Origin of the sequence: Paraburkholderia sp. CNPSo 3274 (assembly GCF_024206475.1) — a bacterium.
GTDB lineage: Bacteria > Pseudomonadota > Gammaproteobacteria > Burkholderiales > Burkholderiaceae > Paraburkholderia.
Genome location: NZ_JAMBPR010000109.1, coordinates 1 through 17,741 on the forward strand (window position 1 = coordinate 1; position 17,741 = coordinate 17,741).

19 protein-coding genes and 4 pseudogenes are annotated in these 17,741 nt (G+C 59.5%); 9 read left to right on the top strand and 14 right to left on the bottom strand.

The features are described 5' to 3' along the window. Positions 1 to 157 (bottom strand): annotated as a pseudogene (locus M3I54_RS39940) (IS5/IS1182 family transposase); the annotation flags it as partial. An 89-nt stretch (positions 158 to 246) separates the two neighbouring features. On the opposite strand from M3I54_RS39940, the pseudogene M3I54_RS39945 reads away from it, so the two are divergent. Next, positions 247 to 822 (top strand): annotated as a pseudogene (locus M3I54_RS39945) (site-specific integrase); the annotation flags it as partial. An 89-nt stretch (positions 823 to 911) separates the two neighbouring features. Here the strand turns inward: M3I54_RS39945 and M3I54_RS39950 are convergent. After that, the gene (locus tag M3I54_RS39950; RefSeq protein WP_254345594.1) at positions 912 to 1,175 is read right to left on the bottom strand and encodes a hypothetical protein; all 264 of its coding nucleotides are present in this window, start codon (positions 1,173 to 1,175) and stop codon (positions 912 to 914) included. 253 nt (positions 1,176 to 1,428) lie between these two features. On the opposite strand from M3I54_RS39950, the gene M3I54_RS39955 reads away from it, so the two are divergent. Then, positions 1,429 to 2,475 carry a site-specific integrase gene (locus M3I54_RS39955; RefSeq protein ID WP_254345595.1) on the top strand — a complete coding sequence of 349 codons (1,047 nt, stop codon included), beginning with the start codon at positions 1,429 to 1,431 and terminating at the stop codon, positions 2,473 to 2,475. A gap of 150 nt (positions 2,476 to 2,625) precedes the next feature. On the opposite strand, the gene M3I54_RS39960 is transcribed toward M3I54_RS39955, so the two are convergent. The 6 genes from M3I54_RS39960 to M3I54_RS39985 all read right to left on the bottom strand — a co-directional run bounded on the left by M3I54_RS39960 (position 2,626) and on the right by M3I54_RS39985 (position 6,500). After that, entirely contained in the window at positions 2,626 to 2,847 is a 222-nt protein-coding gene (locus M3I54_RS39960) for a hypothetical protein (protein WP_254345596.1), read from the bottom strand. A gap of 97 nt (positions 2,848 to 2,944) precedes the next feature. Then, positions 2,945 to 3,529, bottom strand: a complete 585-nt coding sequence (locus tag M3I54_RS39965; protein WP_254345597.1) for a hypothetical protein — start codon at positions 3,527 to 3,529, stop codon at positions 2,945 to 2,947. A gap of 232 nt (positions 3,530 to 3,761) precedes the next feature. Next, a complete protein-coding gene (locus tag M3I54_RS39970) occupies positions 3,762 to 4,010 on the bottom strand; it encodes a hypothetical protein (protein WP_254345598.1) in 249 nt (82 codons plus the stop codon). Then, positions 4,007 to 4,228, bottom strand: coding sequence for a hypothetical protein (locus tag M3I54_RS39975; RefSeq protein WP_254345599.1), 222 nt, complete (start codon positions 4,226 to 4,228; stop codon positions 4,007 to 4,009). The genes M3I54_RS39970 and M3I54_RS39975 overlap by 4 nt, the downstream gene beginning before the upstream one ends. A gap of 75 nt (positions 4,229 to 4,303) precedes the next feature. Then, positions 4,304 to 5,053: a hypothetical protein gene (locus M3I54_RS39980; protein ID WP_254345600.1), complete on the bottom strand. Its 750-nt coding sequence runs from the start codon at positions 5,051 to 5,053 to the stop codon at positions 4,304 to 4,306. An 853-nt stretch (positions 5,054 to 5,906) separates the two neighbouring features. Then, positions 5,907 to 6,500 carry a recombinase family protein gene (locus tag M3I54_RS39985; protein WP_254345601.1) on the bottom strand — a complete coding sequence of 198 codons (594 nt, stop codon included), beginning with the start codon at positions 6,498 to 6,500 and terminating at the stop codon, positions 5,907 to 5,909. Positions 6,501 to 7,002: 502 nt separating this feature from the next. Between M3I54_RS39985 and M3I54_RS39990 the strand changes: the two genes are divergently transcribed. From M3I54_RS39990 to M3I54_RS40000, 3 genes are all read left to right on the top strand, one after another. After that, on the top strand, positions 7,003 to 7,554 hold the full coding sequence (locus M3I54_RS39990) for a hypothetical protein (RefSeq protein ID WP_254345602.1): 552 nt from the start codon (positions 7,003 to 7,005) through the stop codon (positions 7,552 to 7,554). 104 nt (positions 7,555 to 7,658) lie between these two features. Then, positions 7,659 to 8,219 carry a hypothetical protein gene (locus M3I54_RS39995; protein WP_254345603.1) on the top strand — a complete coding sequence of 187 codons (561 nt, stop codon included), beginning with the start codon at positions 7,659 to 7,661 and terminating at the stop codon, positions 8,217 to 8,219. A 57-nt stretch (positions 8,220 to 8,276) separates the two neighbouring features. Next, positions 8,277 to 8,807: a hypothetical protein gene (locus M3I54_RS40000; protein WP_254345604.1), complete on the top strand. Its 531-nt coding sequence runs from the start codon at positions 8,277 to 8,279 to the stop codon at positions 8,805 to 8,807. Positions 8,808 to 9,612: 805 nt separating this feature from the next. Here M3I54_RS40000 and M3I54_RS40005 read toward each other — a convergent pair. Further along, positions 9,613 to 10,386 (bottom strand): hypothetical protein, encoded by a 774-nt coding sequence (locus tag M3I54_RS40005; RefSeq protein ID WP_254345605.1) that lies wholly within the window; start codon positions 10,384 to 10,386, stop codon positions 9,613 to 9,615. Positions 10,387 to 10,694: 308 nt separating this feature from the next. On the opposite strand from M3I54_RS40005, the gene M3I54_RS40010 reads away from it, so the two are divergent. Continuing rightward, positions 10,695 to 11,579 carry a hypothetical protein gene (locus M3I54_RS40010; protein ID WP_254345606.1) on the top strand — a complete coding sequence of 295 codons (885 nt, stop codon included), beginning with the start codon at positions 10,695 to 10,697 and terminating at the stop codon, positions 11,577 to 11,579. A 230-nt stretch (positions 11,580 to 11,809) separates the two neighbouring features. Here M3I54_RS40010 and M3I54_RS40015 read toward each other — a convergent pair whose 3' ends face one another. Both M3I54_RS40015 and M3I54_RS45540 read right to left on the bottom strand, forming a co-directional pair. Then, positions 11,810 to 12,262 carry a hypothetical protein gene (locus tag M3I54_RS40015; protein WP_254345607.1) on the bottom strand — a complete coding sequence of 151 codons (453 nt, stop codon included), beginning with the start codon at positions 12,260 to 12,262 and terminating at the stop codon, positions 11,810 to 11,812. 804 nt (positions 12,263 to 13,066) lie between these two features. Continuing rightward, entirely contained in the window at positions 13,067 to 13,249 is a 183-nt protein-coding gene (locus tag M3I54_RS45540) for a helix-turn-helix transcriptional regulator (RefSeq protein ID WP_154671437.1), read from the bottom strand. Positions 13,250 to 13,873: 624 nt separating this feature from the next. On the opposite strand from M3I54_RS45540, the gene M3I54_RS40020 reads away from it, so the two are divergent. From M3I54_RS40020 to M3I54_RS40030, 3 genes are all read left to right on the top strand, one after another. After that, on the top strand, positions 13,874 to 14,521 hold the full coding sequence (locus tag M3I54_RS40020; protein ID WP_254345608.1) for a hypothetical protein: 648 nt from the start codon (positions 13,874 to 13,876) through the stop codon (positions 14,519 to 14,521). Then, positions 14,514 to 15,182 carry an RES family NAD+ phosphorylase gene (locus M3I54_RS40025; protein ID WP_254345609.1) on the top strand — a complete coding sequence of 223 codons (669 nt, stop codon included), beginning with the start codon at positions 14,514 to 14,516 and terminating at the stop codon, positions 15,180 to 15,182. The genes M3I54_RS40020 and M3I54_RS40025 overlap by 8 nt, the downstream gene beginning before the upstream one ends. 90 nt (positions 15,183 to 15,272) lie before the next feature. Further along, positions 15,273 to 15,440: a hypothetical protein gene (locus M3I54_RS40030; RefSeq protein ID WP_254345610.1), complete on the top strand. Its 168-nt coding sequence runs from the start codon at positions 15,273 to 15,275 to the stop codon at positions 15,438 to 15,440. A gap of 19 nt (positions 15,441 to 15,459) precedes the next feature. Here the strand turns inward: M3I54_RS40030 and M3I54_RS40035 are convergent. The 3 genes and pseudogenes from M3I54_RS40035 to M3I54_RS40045 form a co-directional block, all read right to left on the bottom strand. Then, positions 15,460 to 16,056 (bottom strand): annotated as a pseudogene (locus tag M3I54_RS40035) (transposase); the annotation flags it as partial. A 961-nt stretch (positions 16,057 to 17,017) separates the two neighbouring features. Then, entirely contained in the window at positions 17,018 to 17,158 is a 141-nt protein-coding gene (locus tag M3I54_RS40040) for a hypothetical protein (protein ID WP_254345611.1), read from the bottom strand. 364 nt (positions 17,159 to 17,522) lie between these two features. Beyond that, positions 17,523 to 17,741, bottom strand: a pseudogene (locus M3I54_RS40045) (hypothetical protein); the annotation flags it as partial.

The following is a 17,741-nucleotide window of genomic DNA, read 5'->3' on the forward strand; positions in this document are numbered from 1 at the left end:
TGTCCGCTTCGTACATCTCGGCGAACAGTCGATCCATCTTCGCCAGCGCTTCGTTCGCCATTACGCGGATCGAACGCAACGGATGCGACTTGGGGACGAAGTCGTCCAGCTTGCGCACGGAAAACAAACTCTCGGTGAAAGTGTCGGCGCCGCGCATGATCTCCAGTGGGTAAGTGGTGGTTCATCTATCAACGCTTCACGAACTCTGCGCGATGACATGTTTCAGCGGTACTTCAGCAACCTGCTAAGGTCATCAAGCCACGCAAGACCGAAGGCCGCGACCGCCGGGTGCAGCCCGCCGAGCTGCAGGCAATCATCGACGCCACCGAATCACCACTGCTGCGCGATCTAGTGCAGTTCGCTGTCGCCACAGGAATGCGGCGCGGTGAGATTCTGGCGCTCCAATGGCAGCACGTAGACCTCACTCGACGTACGGCCCACCTGCCCGTCACAAAGACCGATACGCCTCGTGACGTACCACTCTCCGCAGCCGCTCTGGCCATCCTTCAGGGCCGCAAGTCTGCTGGGTATGCCGTACCCTTCGCCATGACCAGCAGCGCCGCGTCGCGAGCATTCTGCCGCGCTGTGCGCCGAGCACGTAAGGTGTACGAGTCAACGTGCCGAGTGTGGGATCGACCCATTGACGGCCGCTGGCTTGTCGGCATCCGCCTGCACGATCTGCGGCATGAGGCGACGAGCACATTCTTCGAGCGCGGGCTAAACATGATCGAAGTCGCCAGCATCACCGGCCACAAGACTCTCTCGATGCTCCAGCGATACACCCATCTCCGGGCCGAGGATCTTGCTAAGAAGCTAGGGTAAACCGACATCGGAGGGGCCCGGCCTTAAGCACAACTCGCGGCCCCTGTTGAAGCGCTGAAACAGCTCACAGTGCACGACTAACGTGCGAGTCATGAGACTAGCGTGTCGTCTATCACTCGTTGGCCTGCACTGAAGCCCGTCATCAGCGCGTCGGCTTCCGTGACGAATGGTTCCTGCGTGTCAGACATAAGGCGAATTGGTGCGACTGTGGGACGTGTTGCACCGCCCCTGCCTATGTGCACGACGGCGACGAAGCCGCCCGGGGCCAACAAAGTAACGTTGCCCGATGATTCCCATACCGGCTCAGCCTCAACGGTTACGGCGAAGCCTCTGTAGTTGTAGATTCTCTTCATCTCCGCCTCCTCCCCTGTCTCCGCCCCAAGATGCCTATGAAATGCATCAATAGGAAGTTTACTCGCGCAGCTAGACGTGTAGTTGATTGACTGCGCAGGTGCGATCCAACCTGCGCAGCTCGCGCCGCCGAGCTGCCTTGACTGCGATCCGCTCTCAACAGGCGCGTGCCATTTTTGACATGGCATACTGTCCCGCCGAGTCGCGACGGCATGACCGCCCACACCTGCACTCACTCAAACACGGAGAACAGGTATGGGCACAATCTGCGAACGCCCCCACAAGGGCACCATCGCCTATCAAGCGCGAGTCCGCATCAAGGGATTTCCGCGCCGCTCAAGGACGTTTCTGACCCGCGCAGAAGCCGAGGCATGGGCCACCACACACGAAGCACGTATCCGGCAAAGAATTGCCGCCGCTCAGGCCGCCGAGGACCAGAAGCACATTGCCGAGAACTGCGCTCCGCAGTACAGGTTATTCGGCGATTTAATGCGGCGCTATCTTGCTGAGGTCACGCCGCAGAAGCGATCCGCCAACGAAGAAGCCCTGCGTATGCGCGGCTTGCTCAAGCACTCGCTGGCGGAGTGCACGCTGCTAGGTCTAACGTCCAAACGTGTGGCGCAGTGGCGCGATGAACGGCTAACAAAGGTCAGCGGTTCGACTGTATGCCGTGACATGAATCTGCTCGGCCACGTCGTCGAGATTGCCCGCCGCGAGTGGGAGATAGAGTTCGAGTTGAACCCCTTCAGGCAAGTCCGCCGCCCACCGCAAGGGCTTGCCCGCGAGCGCCGCCTTTCCCGCGCAGAAGAGAAGCGACTATTGGACGCGTGCGTAGATTCCAAGAGCCCGTACATGCGCCCGAGCATTATTCTGGCGATTGAAACGGCAATGCGTCGCAGTGAGATTGTTGAGCTGGAATGGGAGCGCGTGAATCTTGCAGTTCCATCCGTCCAGTTGACGCGAACGAAGAACGGCAAGCCTCGCGGAATTCCGCTCTCCCGCCGTGCGGTAGCGACCCTTTCAGCACTCCTTCCGGACCCATCGAACAGTGCCGAGCAAAGGGGTGCGGTCTTCCCCGGCCTGACTACGAATGCGTTGAAGCTCACATTCAGGCGTGCTATCAACCGAGCCAAAATCACCGACTTACGCTTCCACGATCTACGGCACGAGGCGACATCACGCCTATTCGAGAAGGGGCTGTCCACGATGGAAGTCGCCAGCATTACTGGTCACGAGGACGTCCGCATGCTCCGCAGATACACCCATCTGCACGTGGGGGACTTGGCAAAGAAGCTCGATTGAAACGACGTGTACGCGCTAAACGTAACCTGCCAGAAATTCATCCCCTGAGACGGCCGCCCCCTCAACGGTTAGCGCCTCCGGGTGCGTGATTGCCCCCGTGTAGCGCCGCTCGGCGTTCGCCGGTCGAGCCTTGCTGGAATGCGCGGCGTATCAGTGCGTGAACATTTTGCCGAGGACCGCCCCTGCCGTGACGATTGCAGAGCCGACGGCTAGACAGGCTGCCGCCATAAGCCACGGCTCCCAGCGCCTCACCCACCTATTCGTCGCTGCCGTCTCGTCGATCAGCCTCGCTGTCTCCGATTGCAGCTTGATCAGATTGTCGAGGTTGACCTGCTGAATCTTGGCGAGCTTCTTCCGCGTCTCGGTGTCCATTTCGTGCCGTCCGGTAAGTGCGCTGCTGCCATTATGCTGCGGTTCCACGCCGCGCCACCAGACAGCGGACGGGCGGCACCGCCGCCACGCCCACCACTCACACCGACCAACCCGCCTGCCGCATCACTTCAATCAGGTCCGGCTCACTGCCCGCGATCTCGAAGATACGGGCTGGCGGAACCTTGCCCCAGTCTACCGAGTGGATGTTCAACCTGTCGCAGTCCACGGCCAGCCGCCCGGTCGGATACACACGCGCACGCCAGTCGCCCACCTCGAACACCCACACATCGCCAGCCGCCTCCTTTCGCCGAGCATCGAGCCGACCCAGCCAGCCATCGCGGTTATGTCGGGGCACCCGCGTTCGCCGCGCCGGGTCCAACGGCGAGTCCTTCAGGTGACAGCCGTAGCACGAACCGTCGCGCACACGGCGGCGCGTCCCGCTGCACTTCGAACAGCGCAACCCGTCGTACACCTTCGCCCCCTCAATCCATGCCGCCAGCCGGAATTGATCTGCGACCTGACGACTCGCCTGCCTCTGGCATTCGCTACAGCCCTGGACGTGCTCGCGCTTGCGCTGCGCCTGCGGCGACGCACCGGTATTCAGCTTGCCCCGAATGTCGACGTGCGGATGGACAGCAGGCGGCAACGCCCGAACGTACCCGGCCTTCGGTCCCCGGCTCATCGAAGCACTCCCGCAGCGCGGTTGGCGCTGAGAAGCCGCACCGCTAGGCGAGTGGCGCATGGAGATTGCCCCATGTTGCGCCGCCCCCGCTCGCGCAGCCCTACGCATGCCATCACGCGGACTCCCGGAAGATGGTGCCGAGTAGCCGCAGCTCCTCCTTCTCGGTGACGCCCGCCACCACGCGGAACCTTCCACGCGCCACGGTTCTGAAGATGCTTTGCGCCCATTGGTCTCATGCCGCCTCGAACAACGCGTTCAGCTCGTCATCGGTCGGATCGGCAGGCGACGCGACGCTTTGTGCAACGTCGCAATGTTCAACATTAGATCGTTCAACATTTCGCCCCACCCGCCGATCAGCCGCCCAGCTTGGCGGCGGCATGCCCGCATACCTGAGCGCCTGCCGGAACCCCGATTGTGCGGCACGGCCCATGCGGTCGAATGCAGCGCGTGCGTCGGTGTTGGCTTCGAGCTCGTGACTCATGACGACACCTTCCGCGCTGATAGTTCGGCATCGAAGTAGTCCGCCAGTGCCGCCTTTGTATACGCGAGCGCCTGCTCTGCGCCCCAGCCCCGCTTTGCAGCGGCGCGTTCGCATCGGACCATCTCAGTTAACGCACCTTTCCGCAAAGCGCGCACAACGCGCTTCTCGTCCAGCAGCCATTGCTTCAGTTCCGGATCGATGTGTGCGGCAGTAGTCATGCGTACATACCCGACATGACCAGCGAAACAGTGGTAGGCATTTCTCGTTGATTCATCATTTGCACTCCTTATTTGTTAAGTTAGAACTAGCCCGGTGTTCAGTCTTCGCATCAGATCGCTACATCTCCGCTGCGCCTCAACGTATCTTTCGAACGCCGCAGCAACCTCACGCTCAGCGTATCGAACGGCGTCCCATTCCGGAACGTAAGGCAAACCCCCGGCGGTCTCGACCTCCGAATGACGACGCGCCGACGTTACTGCATTGCGCATCTTCGCGAGAATCGCGTGCAACACTTGCTCGGCGCGCTCATCCTCCCCGATATGCTCGTGTGCATGGGTTGACTTACCCGCGAACTGAAATAGAGGTCCAAGTAGGGACTCGCCCGCAATGATCCCAGCTCGCTCCAGCGATGGAAGACAACGGCGCACATTGTCAGCTCGCTTGCCGGTGAGTTCCGAGTACCAGCGGCACAACTCGCGGAAACCCGGCGTGACGCCGCGCCGCTTATTGCGAAATCGCAGACAGAACCTCGCGAAATCCCGCGACTCAGGTTTAAGGCTGGACAGCGCCGCGTCCCGTTGCAACACTCGCTGCCCTACAGCCCCTGCGATACGGATACTGTGCTCCTCGGCGTCCGCTGCTCGTACGATCTCGCCGGTCTCAAGATTCAGGTACTCAGTTACCTCGACCGATTGATAGCGGCTGCTAAGCTTCCCGGCAATCGCGACCGGCGGTACCACATTCCGCCAAACAGGCCGTACCGAGTACGCTGCCCAAGGCAAGCAGCCTCGATGCTGCTCACGCAGTGCTTCAGCTTTGCGCAAGTTCATTCTTAGGTAAATACGACGCAAACCATTGATTATTAATGACTTCCTCCTTATTAAAGTGAGGCAAACGCCTCATGAGGTCGGGCCGACGAGGAATTCCTCTCGGATGCGCTGACTTGACTAGAGCCCTCCGAGGCTGCCGCTCCTGCGGGCGGAAGTACGGATACCCGAGCGCAACCTTGCCGGGCCTAACTCGCAGGTGAGATCCAACGTTGCCGGGTGTCCCGGATTGCCGTCAGTCCACCACGCTGACGACAACCTCATTCACAAGCACTTCACAACATAGCCGCCAACCCGGTTCGGGCAATACCCGGCGTACTTGCCAGATACTTCCCGCACAGGGCGAACGACCGACTGAGGGGCTTAACATCGCCTGCTACGTGCGCTTCGCGGTCCTTTCGTGGCTCTCCGGCCAACCGGTTTCCCGGCGTCCCTGCACGCCCCCACGCATTACGCGGGGCAGTCATTCACGAGCCGAAGGCCGTAAACGCAAAAAGGGCGCGTAGCGCACCGCTCAAGCGAGACCATAGGCCCAACTTGACTAGTGCAACTACGCGCCCTTTGATTCCCTGCGCGATGGAGACTTTAGGTCCATCGCCGGTCGGCAGGTAAAGGGTGGCGCGTTCGCTGGCGGATGACACATTGCTCAGCTACGTACTAAGGCTCCTTCACTACTGCCGTTACTGCTTGGCATCTCTGCCACCGCGCAATTTCTGCGCGGGTCATTACTCTCTAAATGATGCCAGAGCATAACTAGATGGTCAACATACAGAAAGCATCTATTTAGCACTCTGTAAGCAATTAGCAACGACGGACTCTCACTCCCTCGCCCTCCCTTTGTGCGTCCTGCTCAGGCTGGCGCGGTCGCCTCCCTCTTAACCTTCAGGATGGTATTCGGCGCAACGCGGTACTCCTTCGCAAGTGCTCTTGCGGTCGTGGTGCCGCTATCCAGCGCCGCCCTAATCTCGGCCTTCTGCGGCTCCGTCAGCGCGTCCGGGCGTCCACCGTTGCGCCCCTCGGCCCGCGCCTTCGCCAACCCAGCATGCGTGCGCTCCACAAGTAGATCACGCTCGAACTGCGCCACAGCGGCGAGCACGGTAAGCGTCAGGCGTCCCGCCGCGCTCGTCAGGTCGGTCCCCGGAATGGCAAGGCAATGCAGACGCACGCCCTTGGCTTGCATGCGCTCGACCGTCGCCAGCACATCCGAAGTGCTCCGGCCCAGCCGGTCCAGCTTCGTCACTACCAACCTGTCGCCCTCTTCCAGCTTGTGCTCGATCAGCGCGGCGAAGCCCTCGCGCTCCATCGCCGGGACCGTGCCGCTCACCGTCTCCTCGACAATCCGCGCCTTGGCGATAGTGAACCCTGCCTTCTCGGCTTCCAGCACTTGATTGGCGGTGTCCTGCCCTGCGGTCGATACGCGTGCATAGAGGAATGTGCGGCTCATGCTGTTGCGCTCCGTGTTCAATAAAGGCGTGCAAATACTGTCAGTGTTCAACAATCCTGTCAATGGAGTTCTTGCACACGCTGCACACTACGTATCGTCTGCGCAACATACGGTCGTTTATTGCACAAACTGCAAGGCGAACATCGGCGCGCTCGCAGCTAAACGGTTTCCCCCTTGCTCCAGAATGAAGAATCGACTGAGCGCCAATACTTGCAAGGCTCAGCGGCTGGTAGTTGTCTGTAGCGATCTCTAGATAAGCTGCCGCGCAGCGCGCCCCTCGGGTGTCGTATGCCTGCGGCACACTCATTTTTGATCGCGGTCACGCCGTAGCGCGCCGCTCCAACTTCGTCTCAGCGACCTCTCCCGGCCTCCTTCAGAATTCGGGCAGGTGGGCACACGGGGGGCGCGAAGCGAGCGGGAAGCGCTGTATGCCCGCGCAGATCGGTGCAGCAAAATTGGGGCGACGGACTACAGTGAAGCAATGCCAAAACAGGGGACCAAGATGGCCAAAGCTGCCCTAGGCTCGTCCGCCGCCTTCTTGCTCGCTGCCACCTGCCACGTCGCGCATGGAGAATCACTCCCGTCGATCATCCTGGAATGCAACGGGCCTGTGTTGCCGACGAGCACTGGCCTACCGAAGGGTGAGACAGAGGAACCGATTGAGGACGACGTGCGTTTTCGAATGGTGATACATGGCGGCGCGCTTACCATCGAGCCCATCAAAATAGGTCGCTCCCTCACAATAGGAATCTACAAGCTGTGCCACAGTACAAGCACCAGTTATGTCTTTTCCAACGAGTGCACAGCCGACCAAGAGCAGTACATTCAAGACTGGCTTAAAACAACGGACCTCGCCCCTTCTACAAGCCCGTGGTACAAAAAGTACGAGGGGAGCAGTGCGTTTCACTTGATGACGATCACGGTTGACCGGATGAATCTGGACGCGTCAGTGGACGACACCAAGAGCTATCAAATGAAGACCGAGCCACCAAAGCCTTACACCGTCTCGTATTGGTTCAACGGTGCCTGCCGCCAAGTGAAACCAAAATTCTAGGGGCTGGGGGGCCGCCCGGTTGCAGAAGCATCGCCTTCCCGCGAAGACCTATGACAACTTTGGGCCCGGTGGGCTACAGTGCTCCACCAATCACTGGGAAAACCATGAAGAAGACCGCCCCGCGCTGGCCTGCCGTTGCCTTGCTCCTCGCTGCCTGTCACATTGCGTATGCTGATGCACCTCCGTCGGCCATCCTGCAATGCATCGGGGATCATGAGGCGCTGGGCTTTGCCACACCGCCAGGTGAGTCATTGGGGGACTTCCGCGAGAAGCGCAGTGTCGCCCAAACATTTGCAATCGATGGCGATTTATTGACCGTTGAGAGCCATGATGCGGGTTACGTAGATGGGCGCTACAAACTATGCAGCACCACGAACTTGCGCTACGTGTTTTCGAACAACTGCAAAGCCAATCGAGACGAGTACGTGAAAGACTGGATGGGATTAAAGGACTTCAAATGGAGAACAAGTCCGTTCTTTCGAAAGTACGACACGAGCAGTTGGGATCACCTGACCACGATAACGATTGATCGCGTTAATCTGCGCGTGGACGCTGAAAAGCTCGATGTATTTAGCGAAGCAAAGGATAAGGGAGCACCCGAGGAACCTTATCTTGTCTCGTATTGGTACCACGGCGTCTGCCAACTTGGAAAACCCCGACTCTAGGACGCGACCATCGCAACCGCTCCAGAGCAGTCGCGCCAGTCAACGCCCACGGAAACAATGATGAAGAAGGCTACCGCTATCTTGTTGGCTGTTGCATGTCACATTGTCAAAGCGGAAACGCCAAATCCGACCATTCTGCAGTGCCACATTCATGAAACAGGCAGGGTCGCCTTGGTACCGCCGGAAACCGAGCCGCCGGACGACTCGTGGTTCCCGCCGCCGTTCCCTGCGTTTGACTTCACATTCAGAATTGAAGACAACGCCTTATTCACCGGGAACATCCGCACTCCGCTGTGCAGCACGTCGAGCACGACCTACATCTTTGCCACGTACTGCCATTTGAAACGTAGCGACTACATCTCAGATTGGCTCGGCAGCACATACTCTAAAGACCCCACTACCATCCCGTTTTATAAGAAGTATTCGGGGGGGTACCCTTCAACAACCGTAATTGACCGTGTGAACCTGACCATAGAGGAAGAGACCCTCACCAACCGCTGGTGGGTGACAAAGGACTCCAAGACGAGGCCATTCGTGCTTTCGGTTCGCACCTTCGGAAACTGTGAGATCGTTAAGCCGAAGTTCTAGGGCGACTTCTCGGGACAAGCAGCGAGAGGACGACGGAATTGCTCGCGGATACGGATAATGGCCTGCTCGCGGTGCGACCTACTTGCGATGGGCAGTAATGCGCCACGCATAACCTGCCATACTCGATGCCCCGGTTTTAAAGATGATCGGGACGGTGATGACGACCCACCCAGCAACGCGAGCAGCGGCGTATTCCTCATGGATTAACGAAGCCGAGGGCTATGATGTTTTGGGCTGAGACAGTCGAAGTAGTCGGCGTTGTGAGTGGAATCGCCGGAATCGTCGCCTACTTACTACCGGCGAATGGATGGCGACGCCGAGCTGTCCATGCGATTTGGGTTGTCATTGCCGCGATTGCGGCGGCTTCTGCTGGATACTACCAGCGGAGACTCAGTCGCATCGAGGACGTGGCCCGTTCCGCCACGACGATGGTTTGCGAACGAGAAATGCACTACACCCACGAAGGGTTCACCCAAGCAACACTCGCGTTCCTTGAGCGAAATCGCGACCTCTATCCTGACACCTACGCCCGAGCAGTCGCACTTGCGAACAAGACCGAATGCTCACAATCTGACAAGGAATGTAGCGGTAGCATCCAACACGGGACTGACGTGGTTGATCTGGCATTTGCGATGGCGGGGCTCCTACGCGGTATCTCTACGCTGAGCGGGGGTAGTTCGGATTGTCCGTCCAATTGACGAGGGAAATGGTGCCCCCGCTTGGCTCCTGCGAGGCGCTCGAACAAGAGAAATACTGCTCAAGCTGAACCACGCAATGGAGCCCAACCGGAAAGCGCAAGCAGAGTTTAGTTCCGGTCGGCTATAGGCTGAATCTCGGCTATGTACGGCTCAACCGGAAAGCCCCACCAGTAAATCCCGTTGCCATACTTCAAATGGTCACGGTGAACCCGCAGCCGCTCACTGTCGCCCTCGAACAGCGTGCAGCGGAATTTGCGCGACGAGTTGGCGCTCGGCTTGTCTGTCTCAATCACAAGCTCAATCTGATATTCGCCGGTACGCCAAAAGAACTGGGCGTCGAACAGGGCCAACAACGGCTCCACTAGCCCCGGATCAGCTTCCGCTAGAGGCGGGTTAATCTCGTTTGGCGCGTTCGCTTTCTGCTCAGCAGCTTTCCTCTGTACGTTCATCCGCAGTGCATTCGCATGCGTGCTGTATTGCTGGCGAATCTCGCGCTCTGCGAATCTGAAGAAATTCACATTGTGGCCCCACGATTCTTTAGGCTTCAGTGTGAACGGGGTAAACAGTGTGGCCTGCTTATCTGCGGCCTTTTCAAAAAAACCGCGAGCATCCAGCTCCCGCCGCTCAGTACCTCGCGTGAAAGTAAGCGTGACCTTCTTAATGCGAACATCGCCGCCGCCTGTATTGGTCAGAGTCAAATGCAACTCAGCTCCTGCCGCGCCGACATCGTGCTTGAGCACTATACGGTCGAAGCATTCAACATCGAGCTTCGGACGTTTGAACCACAACTTTACGGGTGGCAACTGAGATAGCAACAGAGCGACCAGCGCGACGAGCCATTGGTAGAAGTTAATGTCGGCATAGAGGGTTTTGTCGCTCATGTGGCGTTCTTCTCTATTGGGGCGATAATGACATCATAGCGGCATCGTGTCGCATGCTGGCTGCTATGCAGGAATCGGCATCCATACGGTAGTCAGATCAACACCAAGGCCCTACCAGGCGGGAGTCAGCGGGCAGCAAAGTTTTTCGTTGCGAACTCACTTACCCAAGCCATCCAGAACGCGCATTTGACTCTACGAAGCGGGGGCGCGGAAGCACGAACTGGCGGCGTAAGTGTCCGCAGACGGGCACAGCGAAAATGGTTTTAAAGGTCGACTCTGTTCGACAATCAAATGGGGAGAGATGGCTTATGCGTCGCTGGGTCAATCGGAAGAAGCTCGCGCTCGCGGGGGGCACAGTGCTCTTCGGTGTCGCGCTCTGGCGCTGGCACGACGACTCTGCGATTGCCTCATGGGTTCAAGCGGGCTTTTCCGTACTCGCAATTGTTGCGGCAATTTGGGTCGCGGAGATGCAAGCAGACCGGCAACGCCGTTTAGAAGCATCGCGGGAAAAGGCCACTCACGTCCACCGCCTAGAGGCGATTAAGGCAATCTGCAAGCATGCCGAGCAAGTGCTAGAGGAAATCGCTGCACGTAGAGCCGATTCATCGTACGTAGACAAACCGCAGGTGCGCCGAGTCGAAGCCAGCCAACTGGAGGACGCTAGAACAGCCCTCGCGAGTATCCCATTACACGACGTTGCTCCGTGGCCAGTTGCAGAAGCTGTACTCGCATTGCTCCGCTCTACAGGCGACGTCCGTGAGGCGATCGTCAACACCCAGCAACTCACCGCATCTTGGACCCCGCTGCGGGGCGAATTGTTCAGGGTAAATGCGGCGGCTGCGAAGAAGGCAGGTGCTTCGGTGCAGAACGTCTTGAACTCAGTCCGGGGCGATGAATCCAGCCCGGTCGATCCCCTTTCGTCCTTCGTTCCCCCCTTGCCTGACATGTCTAGCCTTGTAGAAGCCGCACACGCACCCGCCAGTGATCTGCGCGGCAACCCGGCGACGGTGCATGTGCAGTTCTCAGACGGCACGCAGCGAGACATCATTAGCTATTTTGGTGGCCCGCAAGACCCGAATGTGCACCCGAACCTAGCCACAATTACCTCGTCCGATCCCCGATACCATGTCTGGTATTACGCACTTCCGGATACTGCGAGGCAGGGCCTTCCGACGCCGGCAAAGGCTGCGTAGTGGCCCTGGTGGAATCTCACTAAATTTCATCCGCCAGTTTGGCAGAATGGAGCCTCCCTGCTCTTTTGGGTGCTACACAATGCATCCCACGACGGCAGAGGGTAACGTCGGAGCTTACGGGACAGCCCTCATTGGAGAGCGCGCACGCAGCCACACACGGGCGGCCACAGGCGCATCGGGCGCCATAATGCTGGCAAATGAGCAAAGCGAATTTGGTCCCAGCCGCCCGCTCAAGGGGCACACAGGAATTTCAGGACGCGCTCCGACAAGCCCCTACGCTCGATCCAACGTTGCGCCTCATCGGCCTTCAAATCTATCGCAAGCCATTGCACTGAACCGCGTTGTGAAATTCCGGCAGGCATAATGTGAGCGCGGAGCGGGTCTCTCTTGTCATAGTGGTAGTCAGCATCGCCCTCCCGCACCGGGCTGCGATACATCGCCAGAGGCGAACTCAAACTCCGATCCGCTGCTATCTCGTGTTTCTCCATCGGGATGCGCAACAATCGGAAGTCATGGGCCAACTGCACCAAGGATTCGCTCTCGGCAAGCAGCTTTCTCTCGCTGGTCAGGCGAAGCACTTCATAGACTTGCCCTACCCACGCCTCGGAAAGCGACGCTAACGGCTCTGCCGCCCATTGGAGCACATCTGCAGCCGCCGCCCCGCTTGCGTACTCATCCTCCATGCATCGAAGTACCGCATCAAGTCTGCCTACGCGTTGCACCGACACAGCGAGCAAGGACCCGGGCAGTGCGGCTCCGAGTTTGAGCGACGCAGCAACCCACGAGTGAGTGAGGGCCTCTTGCTGCTTTGCTGCAAGTTGAAAGCCGCACAGGACAGATTCGGTAACTGACGACACGGGTTCCCTCGAAGGAAGCTACTGAGGACGCAACGGATTGAGAGTACAGGAAATGTGCTGCGCGGCGGATCTGAAGACGCACGCGGAGTGCGTCGGCACAGTAGAATCCGAGCACACCCTGAGCACAGTGAGCACAGCGACAGGGTGCAACCAAGCAGTGGCTCGAATTGCCAAACCGTTGACTGGCAAAGAGAAATTGGCGCGACAGGAGGGGCTCGAACCCCCGACCCTCGGCTTAGAAGGCCAATGCCCAGCCTACTAGGTGGACCGACCGAAGAAGATTGTACCTCTTGGAGCACTGAGCCAGCGGAGTCCGAACGGCTGTTCGGATCCACTCTCTAGATACCGTATCCGTCGGCGAGCGAGCTGCAAATGTAGGCTAAACAGCAGCCGTGCATGTAGTCTGACTACCTTTGACACTACAGGTCGCATGTCAACGAGACCACGGGAGCGTCGGGACCGCAGCAAGTCTCCGTCGTCGCTACAGATGAACTGTCACAGTCGGGTTAGCGGCGCGTTGGTACGTCAAGCCGGCATGTGCGTCGGCTCAGCGTTCGAAGAAGCCGAAGTTCAGATGGCGAGGAGCCCTGCTTAACGCATCATGCCGTACGCCTGACTGAACGTGGATCTTCAGGGCAAACGGTCACGAATGGCGAGCAACAGATCGAGGTGTCTTTCAACGAGCAGCGGGATTGCCGATTCACCACGGGTCCATCGACCGATGGTCCGGCGGTCGTAGCCCGAATATTCAGCGAACGTCACCTGCGTCCAGCCGAGGCGCGCCAATGCGTATGAAAGGTCAGCGGGTTTCATTGCGAAATGGACAAAATGTCCCACTCAGTTGGGGTTAATTGACGCATTTTGTCATGGAAGGCGGCAATTTCAAACCTCGGCCTGCTGTCGGCGATGCGCCGGCATGGGCGCTGACCCGGCTGGCAAAGCGGACGCAGTTTCCCCTGGTGCCCCATTGCCCTCCTGACCGGTCTCCAGAACCGTCTCTTCGCCGTTTTCTGCTGCCGTTGCGCGCAGTCGTTGCTCCGGCCGTGACTGAATCCCCTCCATGGTGCCCTTACCTGCGGTCCGCCGTCCCCCGCGAGCCCCATTTTTGAAAGATCTCGGGGCGACGACCACTCCACCCCATCACACCCACCGACTGTCCACGGAGTAGCTACACATTATCGATGGGCAATCTGCCCGCTAGTACCCGATCGTATGTGCCCGCGCGCGAAACTCGGGGACCGACTGAACAGGATCAAGCGAGCGGCGCGCTGAGGTCCAAGGTCCCAAAAATTAGGGCCCAATTAAATGTCTCGGGTCTCCGCGACTTGCGCCGAAAGTCGCAGCCATACTGATCATGATTGAGGTGATCGGCTTTTTCGCCTAATATTGATCACATACCCACGGAGGAAGATCATGCCCAAGGACTCAGACGGCATCATGACGTTTTTCGCCCACACCGGAACGCCCGAGCAGATCGGTAAGAAGCTGGACAAGCTGGGCGACGAGCGGCTGGTGACCTTTACCCTCAAGGGGCCGCGCGACCGCACGCAGGCTTTCGTCAAGACGATCGAACAACTCGTGCCCGTAGCGAACGATCTCATCGACGCGCGTACGGACGAGCGCCGCAAGCAACTGGTTGAGGCGCTCACGCCGGACGTGCCCATGCCTTCGCACATCCTCAAGGAGGCTTCCATGCGCAAAGCCGCGGTCGAAGGCGTGTTCGAGGCCAGCGAATGGCTGACGGCTGCCCACATCGCGGAGATCGCCGAGCTCAGCGGCAGCAACCCAAGCGCACAGCCCAATCGCTGGAAACACGACCGCCTGATCTTCGCCGTTGACCACAAAGGCAAGGATTACTTTCCTGCCTACGGACTCGACCCGAAGAAGAAGTACCGGCCTTTGGACGCGATGGCCAATGTCCTCCGCGTGTTCGACGACTCGAAGGACGGGTGGGAACTCGCGTTCTGGTTCGCGTCGGTCAATAGCCGCCTGGGCGGAGAGCGCCCACTCGATGTCCTGGGCAAAGACCCGGGCGCTGTCGTGCGCGCGGCAGAGGCGGAGCACGCCGGAGTGCTGCATGGTTAGTGCGACGCCCGCTACCCCAACTCGGCCTGTTCCGGCGCCGCCGGCGGACTTGCACGCGAATGCGAAGCGCATCCCGTGGAAAAAGCACTGCCCCATCCATCGCGTGCACCGCGAAAAGTATGCGTGCAATGCTTTCAACTCAAGTTCCGACGGCGACGCCCGGTTCAGCCCGATTCTAAACGCAGACAAAAAAGTGATCCCCACGATTTATGGTGGAACGAACTTTGAGTGCGCGGCCATGGAGACGGTCTTCCACGAGATCCCATACGTTGCGGGCCTGAAGACTCATTCGAAGAAGGCCCTCGAGCCGCACCGTTACTCCGTCATCGAGCCACAGCGGGAACTCAATCTCGTGGACCTCTCTAACGTGGCGCTAAGGCGCCTGGGCGTCAAACGCTCGGAGCTCATTGATACGAACCCACTTTGCTACCCATTGACTCGCGAGTGGGCGGTCGCTTTTCACGCACAATGTCCTGACATTGACGGCCTCTTTTGGGTGTCGCGGCAACACGATCGCGAGCACTCCATCGTGCTATTCGGCGACCGGGTAGAACAAAAGGACCTCAAGCAGATCGACGGGCCGAAGCACCTCTTAAACGACCTCCCGACCTACACTGCGTTGCTTGACCTCGCTGCGGTCCTCGGGGTTAATCTGGTTTGAAGCGCATGGGCCGCCAGCACCGGGCATGACGCTGAGCGCAGTATCTCCCGCGAGGGTGGCGCTCAACGAATACAAAAAATCAAGGAAGACATGCCTCGCTACGGGGTAACTGCAATCGCGCTCCTTTGCGCGATGAACAACGCCAGCGCTTCGTCCTGGGTGCGCATCGTCGACTTCGACAACGGCTACATTTCGGTGGACCGCTCTACCACGCGTCACAGCGAGGAAGGCAAACTGCTCTTCGTCTGTAAGCACTAAATTGAGCACACATCCGTGCTTAGGCGGCGTTGACGTCGGCGTGGGGCTGCACGAATCGAAATGGCAATAGATCGTTCACGTCGGCGTCTGGTGCACGTTGAGGCAGTTGCGTAAGAACGCGACGCAGGTACGCGTATGGCTCGACGTTGCACGCGCGGCACGTAAGCACGAGGCTGTAGATGACGGCGCTGGCTTTCGCTCCCGCGACGGTGTCGCTGAAGAGCCAATCTTTCCTGCTTGTGGCAAACGGGCGGATGTCGCGTTCCGCGATGTTGTTGTCAACCGCGGCTAGTCCGTCGGCAACGTAACGGCTGAGATACTCCCACTGGTTAAGCGTGTAGTTGATGGCGCTGCCCAGCGAGCTTTCGGGCGGCACTTGCGGTGCCTGCTCGTCCAGCCAGGCTTTAAATGCGTCAAGCAGCGGAACGCTGCGCTGTCGTCGCAATCGCAATGTATACGTAGCACGGGTTTCGCCGCCCGGCGGTTTCTCTCGTGCGAGTGCTTCGACGCGATAGAGTCGCTGGAAGAATTCGAGAGCCTGCTGTGCCCGCTTGCCTGGTTTTTTCTGCGTCTTCAGGGCCTCTACGAATCCGCGTCTCGCATGAGCAAGGCAACCGAAGGCCTACGAACAAGACTCCCGTGAAGCCTGACGTCTGGGGTAGTGGCGCTGCGGGCGCGCTGCAATGGGCCCTGGAGTGTCCCGGGCCTGGACCGGAGGGGCGTCTACGCGCGCGGATCCTTGGCAAGCGGGCGGAACTCAAGGCGTCGCAGGCCGCGCATGGCCATCTTCCGGCGGTTTCACGCCGAGATGCGTGAGCATGGCTTCGAGCGCTGCGGCGAATGGCCCTTCAATGTCGACCGGCGCGGGTACGTGACGATCGGCCCTACATTGATACGGTCCTCGCGGAGAATCGTTCTCGCGCACGACAGGCCGCCGGCGACGAAGCTGTCGGGAAGGTGCGAAGCGGGGGACGTACACGGCGTCCCGAGCTGGTGCCGTTCCAACTCGTGGGACGTGATGCTCACAAGCTTGATGCTCGGATGCTGGTGCTTGTCCACTCTCCGCATGGCGGGACCGAGCCGCGCATGATCAATCGCGTGTGGGTCATAGTGCTGATCGAGGGTCGTAACCCGCGCAGTCCTCGGCTATCATCTCTGCCTGCGTCGCCAATGTTCGGCCGAGGACGTATTACGCGCGATCCGTTCGGCACTTGTCCCATGGAAACTGCGCGAACTCCAGTTTGGTTAGGATTCCTACATTTCCGGCGCAGGTCTGGCCTCCTTCCACATTCGACAGCTGACCGGCGCCTGCTCGGACGAATTCAGCGTCGACGGCGCGCTTGCCAACGTCTGCAGCCGCGTCGAGGATGTAATGTGCGATGTCGTGGCTGCGCGGTTCGTCAAGCCACAGGCCCCCGCAATTGACAGCTGCCGGCGCAGCAAGGACGGTCGCCCTTATATCGAATCGTTTTTCGGGCGTCTAGCCGGCGATGGCTTTCACAAGCTGTCAGTCACCACTGGCAGCTCCGCTGCTGACACGCGACGTAACGACCCCGAGGCCTGTTCACGGTAGCAATTCACGACATGTCGAACGGATCGGCACGTGGCTCGATGACCGGGTCGACGGCGCGACAAATTTTGGCCCCTCCCGCTTCGGCAAATCCAACGCCGTTGATCATTGGCGTCAAAGGCTGCTCTCCGAGCGCCACGGTGGTCATGTGCCGATGGTGATCTGGAGCCACACTGATTCGGATGCCAGCCAAGCGGTGTGGGCCGCTTTTACGCCCATCTGCTTGAAGTGAGTGGACACCGGCTCCCCATGGCGCGATGCAATCCGGTAGAACGACAGGGCATGTGTGGACTCAGCGAAGGTGTGGGCCAGCGCCGTCGATGACGGAACCCGGAGGTCCATCGAGAGCCTGTCCGCAGCAGATCGCATTGGCCGGCAAACTTCCGTAGTCGACGGCGGATTCAACCGGTCGTTCGCTACGTGTAGTTTGCCGGTGCTGATCGAGGACCCAGTTCTAGTTGTGATGGACAAGATGCGCCATTCGGCGCGCGTCAAGGTAGTTGTCGCCTCACTCATGCAGCCAAAGGCTGTTTATTCGCGCCGATCGACGCCATCTCGACGACGGTGTCACGTTCGGGGTTAAGCGTCACGGCATCAACCGGTGTCCAGTCGCGCGTGTGACGCGACCAGCGAGCCGGATTGCATGCACGCGCCTTCGCGTACAGTGCGTGCCGTGCCGCGAGAAGCGCACGATCGTCGCCTGCATGACGCTGCGCAGGCGTCACGTAGCG

What these genes read in the sequence shown, in the direction of transcription:
- M3I54_RS39950 (WP_254345594.1), bottom strand. Translation starts at nt 1,175, where the DNA reads ATGAAGAGAATCTACAACTACAGAGGCTTCGCCGTAACCGTTGAGGCT.
- M3I54_RS39955 (WP_254345595.1), top strand. Translation starts at nt 1,429, where the DNA reads ATGGGCACAATCTGCGAACGCCCCCACAAGGGCACCATCGCCTATCAA.
- M3I54_RS39960 (WP_254345596.1), bottom strand. Translation starts at nt 2,847, where the DNA reads ATGGACACCGAGACGCGGAAGAAGCTCGCCAAGATTCAGCAGGTCAAC.
- M3I54_RS39965 (WP_254345597.1), bottom strand. Translation starts at nt 3,529, where the DNA reads ATGAGCCGGGGACCGAAGGCCGGGTACGTTCGGGCGTTGCCGCCTGCT.
- M3I54_RS39970 (WP_254345598.1), bottom strand. Translation starts at nt 4,010, where the DNA reads ATGAGTCACGAGCTCGAAGCCAACACCGACGCACGCGCTGCATTCGAC.
- M3I54_RS39975 (WP_254345599.1), bottom strand. Translation starts at nt 4,228, where the DNA reads ATGACTACTGCCGCACACATCGATCCGGAACTGAAGCAATGGCTGCTG.
- M3I54_RS39985 (WP_254345601.1), bottom strand. Translation starts at nt 6,500, where the DNA reads ATGAGCCGCACATTCCTCTATGCACGCGTATCGACCGCAGGGCAGGAC.
- M3I54_RS39990 (WP_254345602.1), top strand. Translation starts at nt 7,003, where the DNA reads ATGGCCAAAGCTGCCCTAGGCTCGTCCGCCGCCTTCTTGCTCGCTGCC.
- M3I54_RS39995 (WP_254345603.1), top strand. Translation starts at nt 7,659, where the DNA reads ATGAAGAAGACCGCCCCGCGCTGGCCTGCCGTTGCCTTGCTCCTCGCT.
- M3I54_RS40000 (WP_254345604.1), top strand. Translation starts at nt 8,277, where the DNA reads ATGATGAAGAAGGCTACCGCTATCTTGTTGGCTGTTGCATGTCACATT.
- M3I54_RS40005 (WP_254345605.1), bottom strand. Translation starts at nt 10,386, where the DNA reads ATGAGCGACAAAACCCTCTATGCCGACATTAACTTCTACCAATGGCTC.
- M3I54_RS40010 (WP_254345606.1), top strand. Translation starts at nt 10,695, where the DNA reads ATGCGTCGCTGGGTCAATCGGAAGAAGCTCGCGCTCGCGGGGGGCACA.
- M3I54_RS40015 (WP_254345607.1), bottom strand. Translation starts at nt 12,262, where the DNA reads ATGGAGGATGAGTACGCAAGCGGGGCGGCGGCTGCAGATGTGCTCCAA.
- M3I54_RS45540 (WP_154671437.1), bottom strand. Translation starts at nt 13,249, where the DNA reads ATGAAACCCGCTGACCTTTCATACGCATTGGCGCGCCTCGGCTGGACG.
- M3I54_RS40020 (WP_254345608.1), top strand. Translation starts at nt 13,874, where the DNA reads ATGACGTTTTTCGCCCACACCGGAACGCCCGAGCAGATCGGTAAGAAG.
- M3I54_RS40025 (WP_254345609.1), top strand. Translation starts at nt 14,514, where the DNA reads ATGGTTAGTGCGACGCCCGCTACCCCAACTCGGCCTGTTCCGGCGCCG.
- M3I54_RS40030 (WP_254345610.1), top strand. Translation starts at nt 15,273, where the DNA reads ATGCCTCGCTACGGGGTAACTGCAATCGCGCTCCTTTGCGCGATGAAC.
- M3I54_RS40040 (WP_254345611.1), bottom strand. Translation starts at nt 17,158, where the DNA reads ATGACCACCGTGGCGCTCGGAGAGCAGCCTTTGACGCCAATGATCAAC.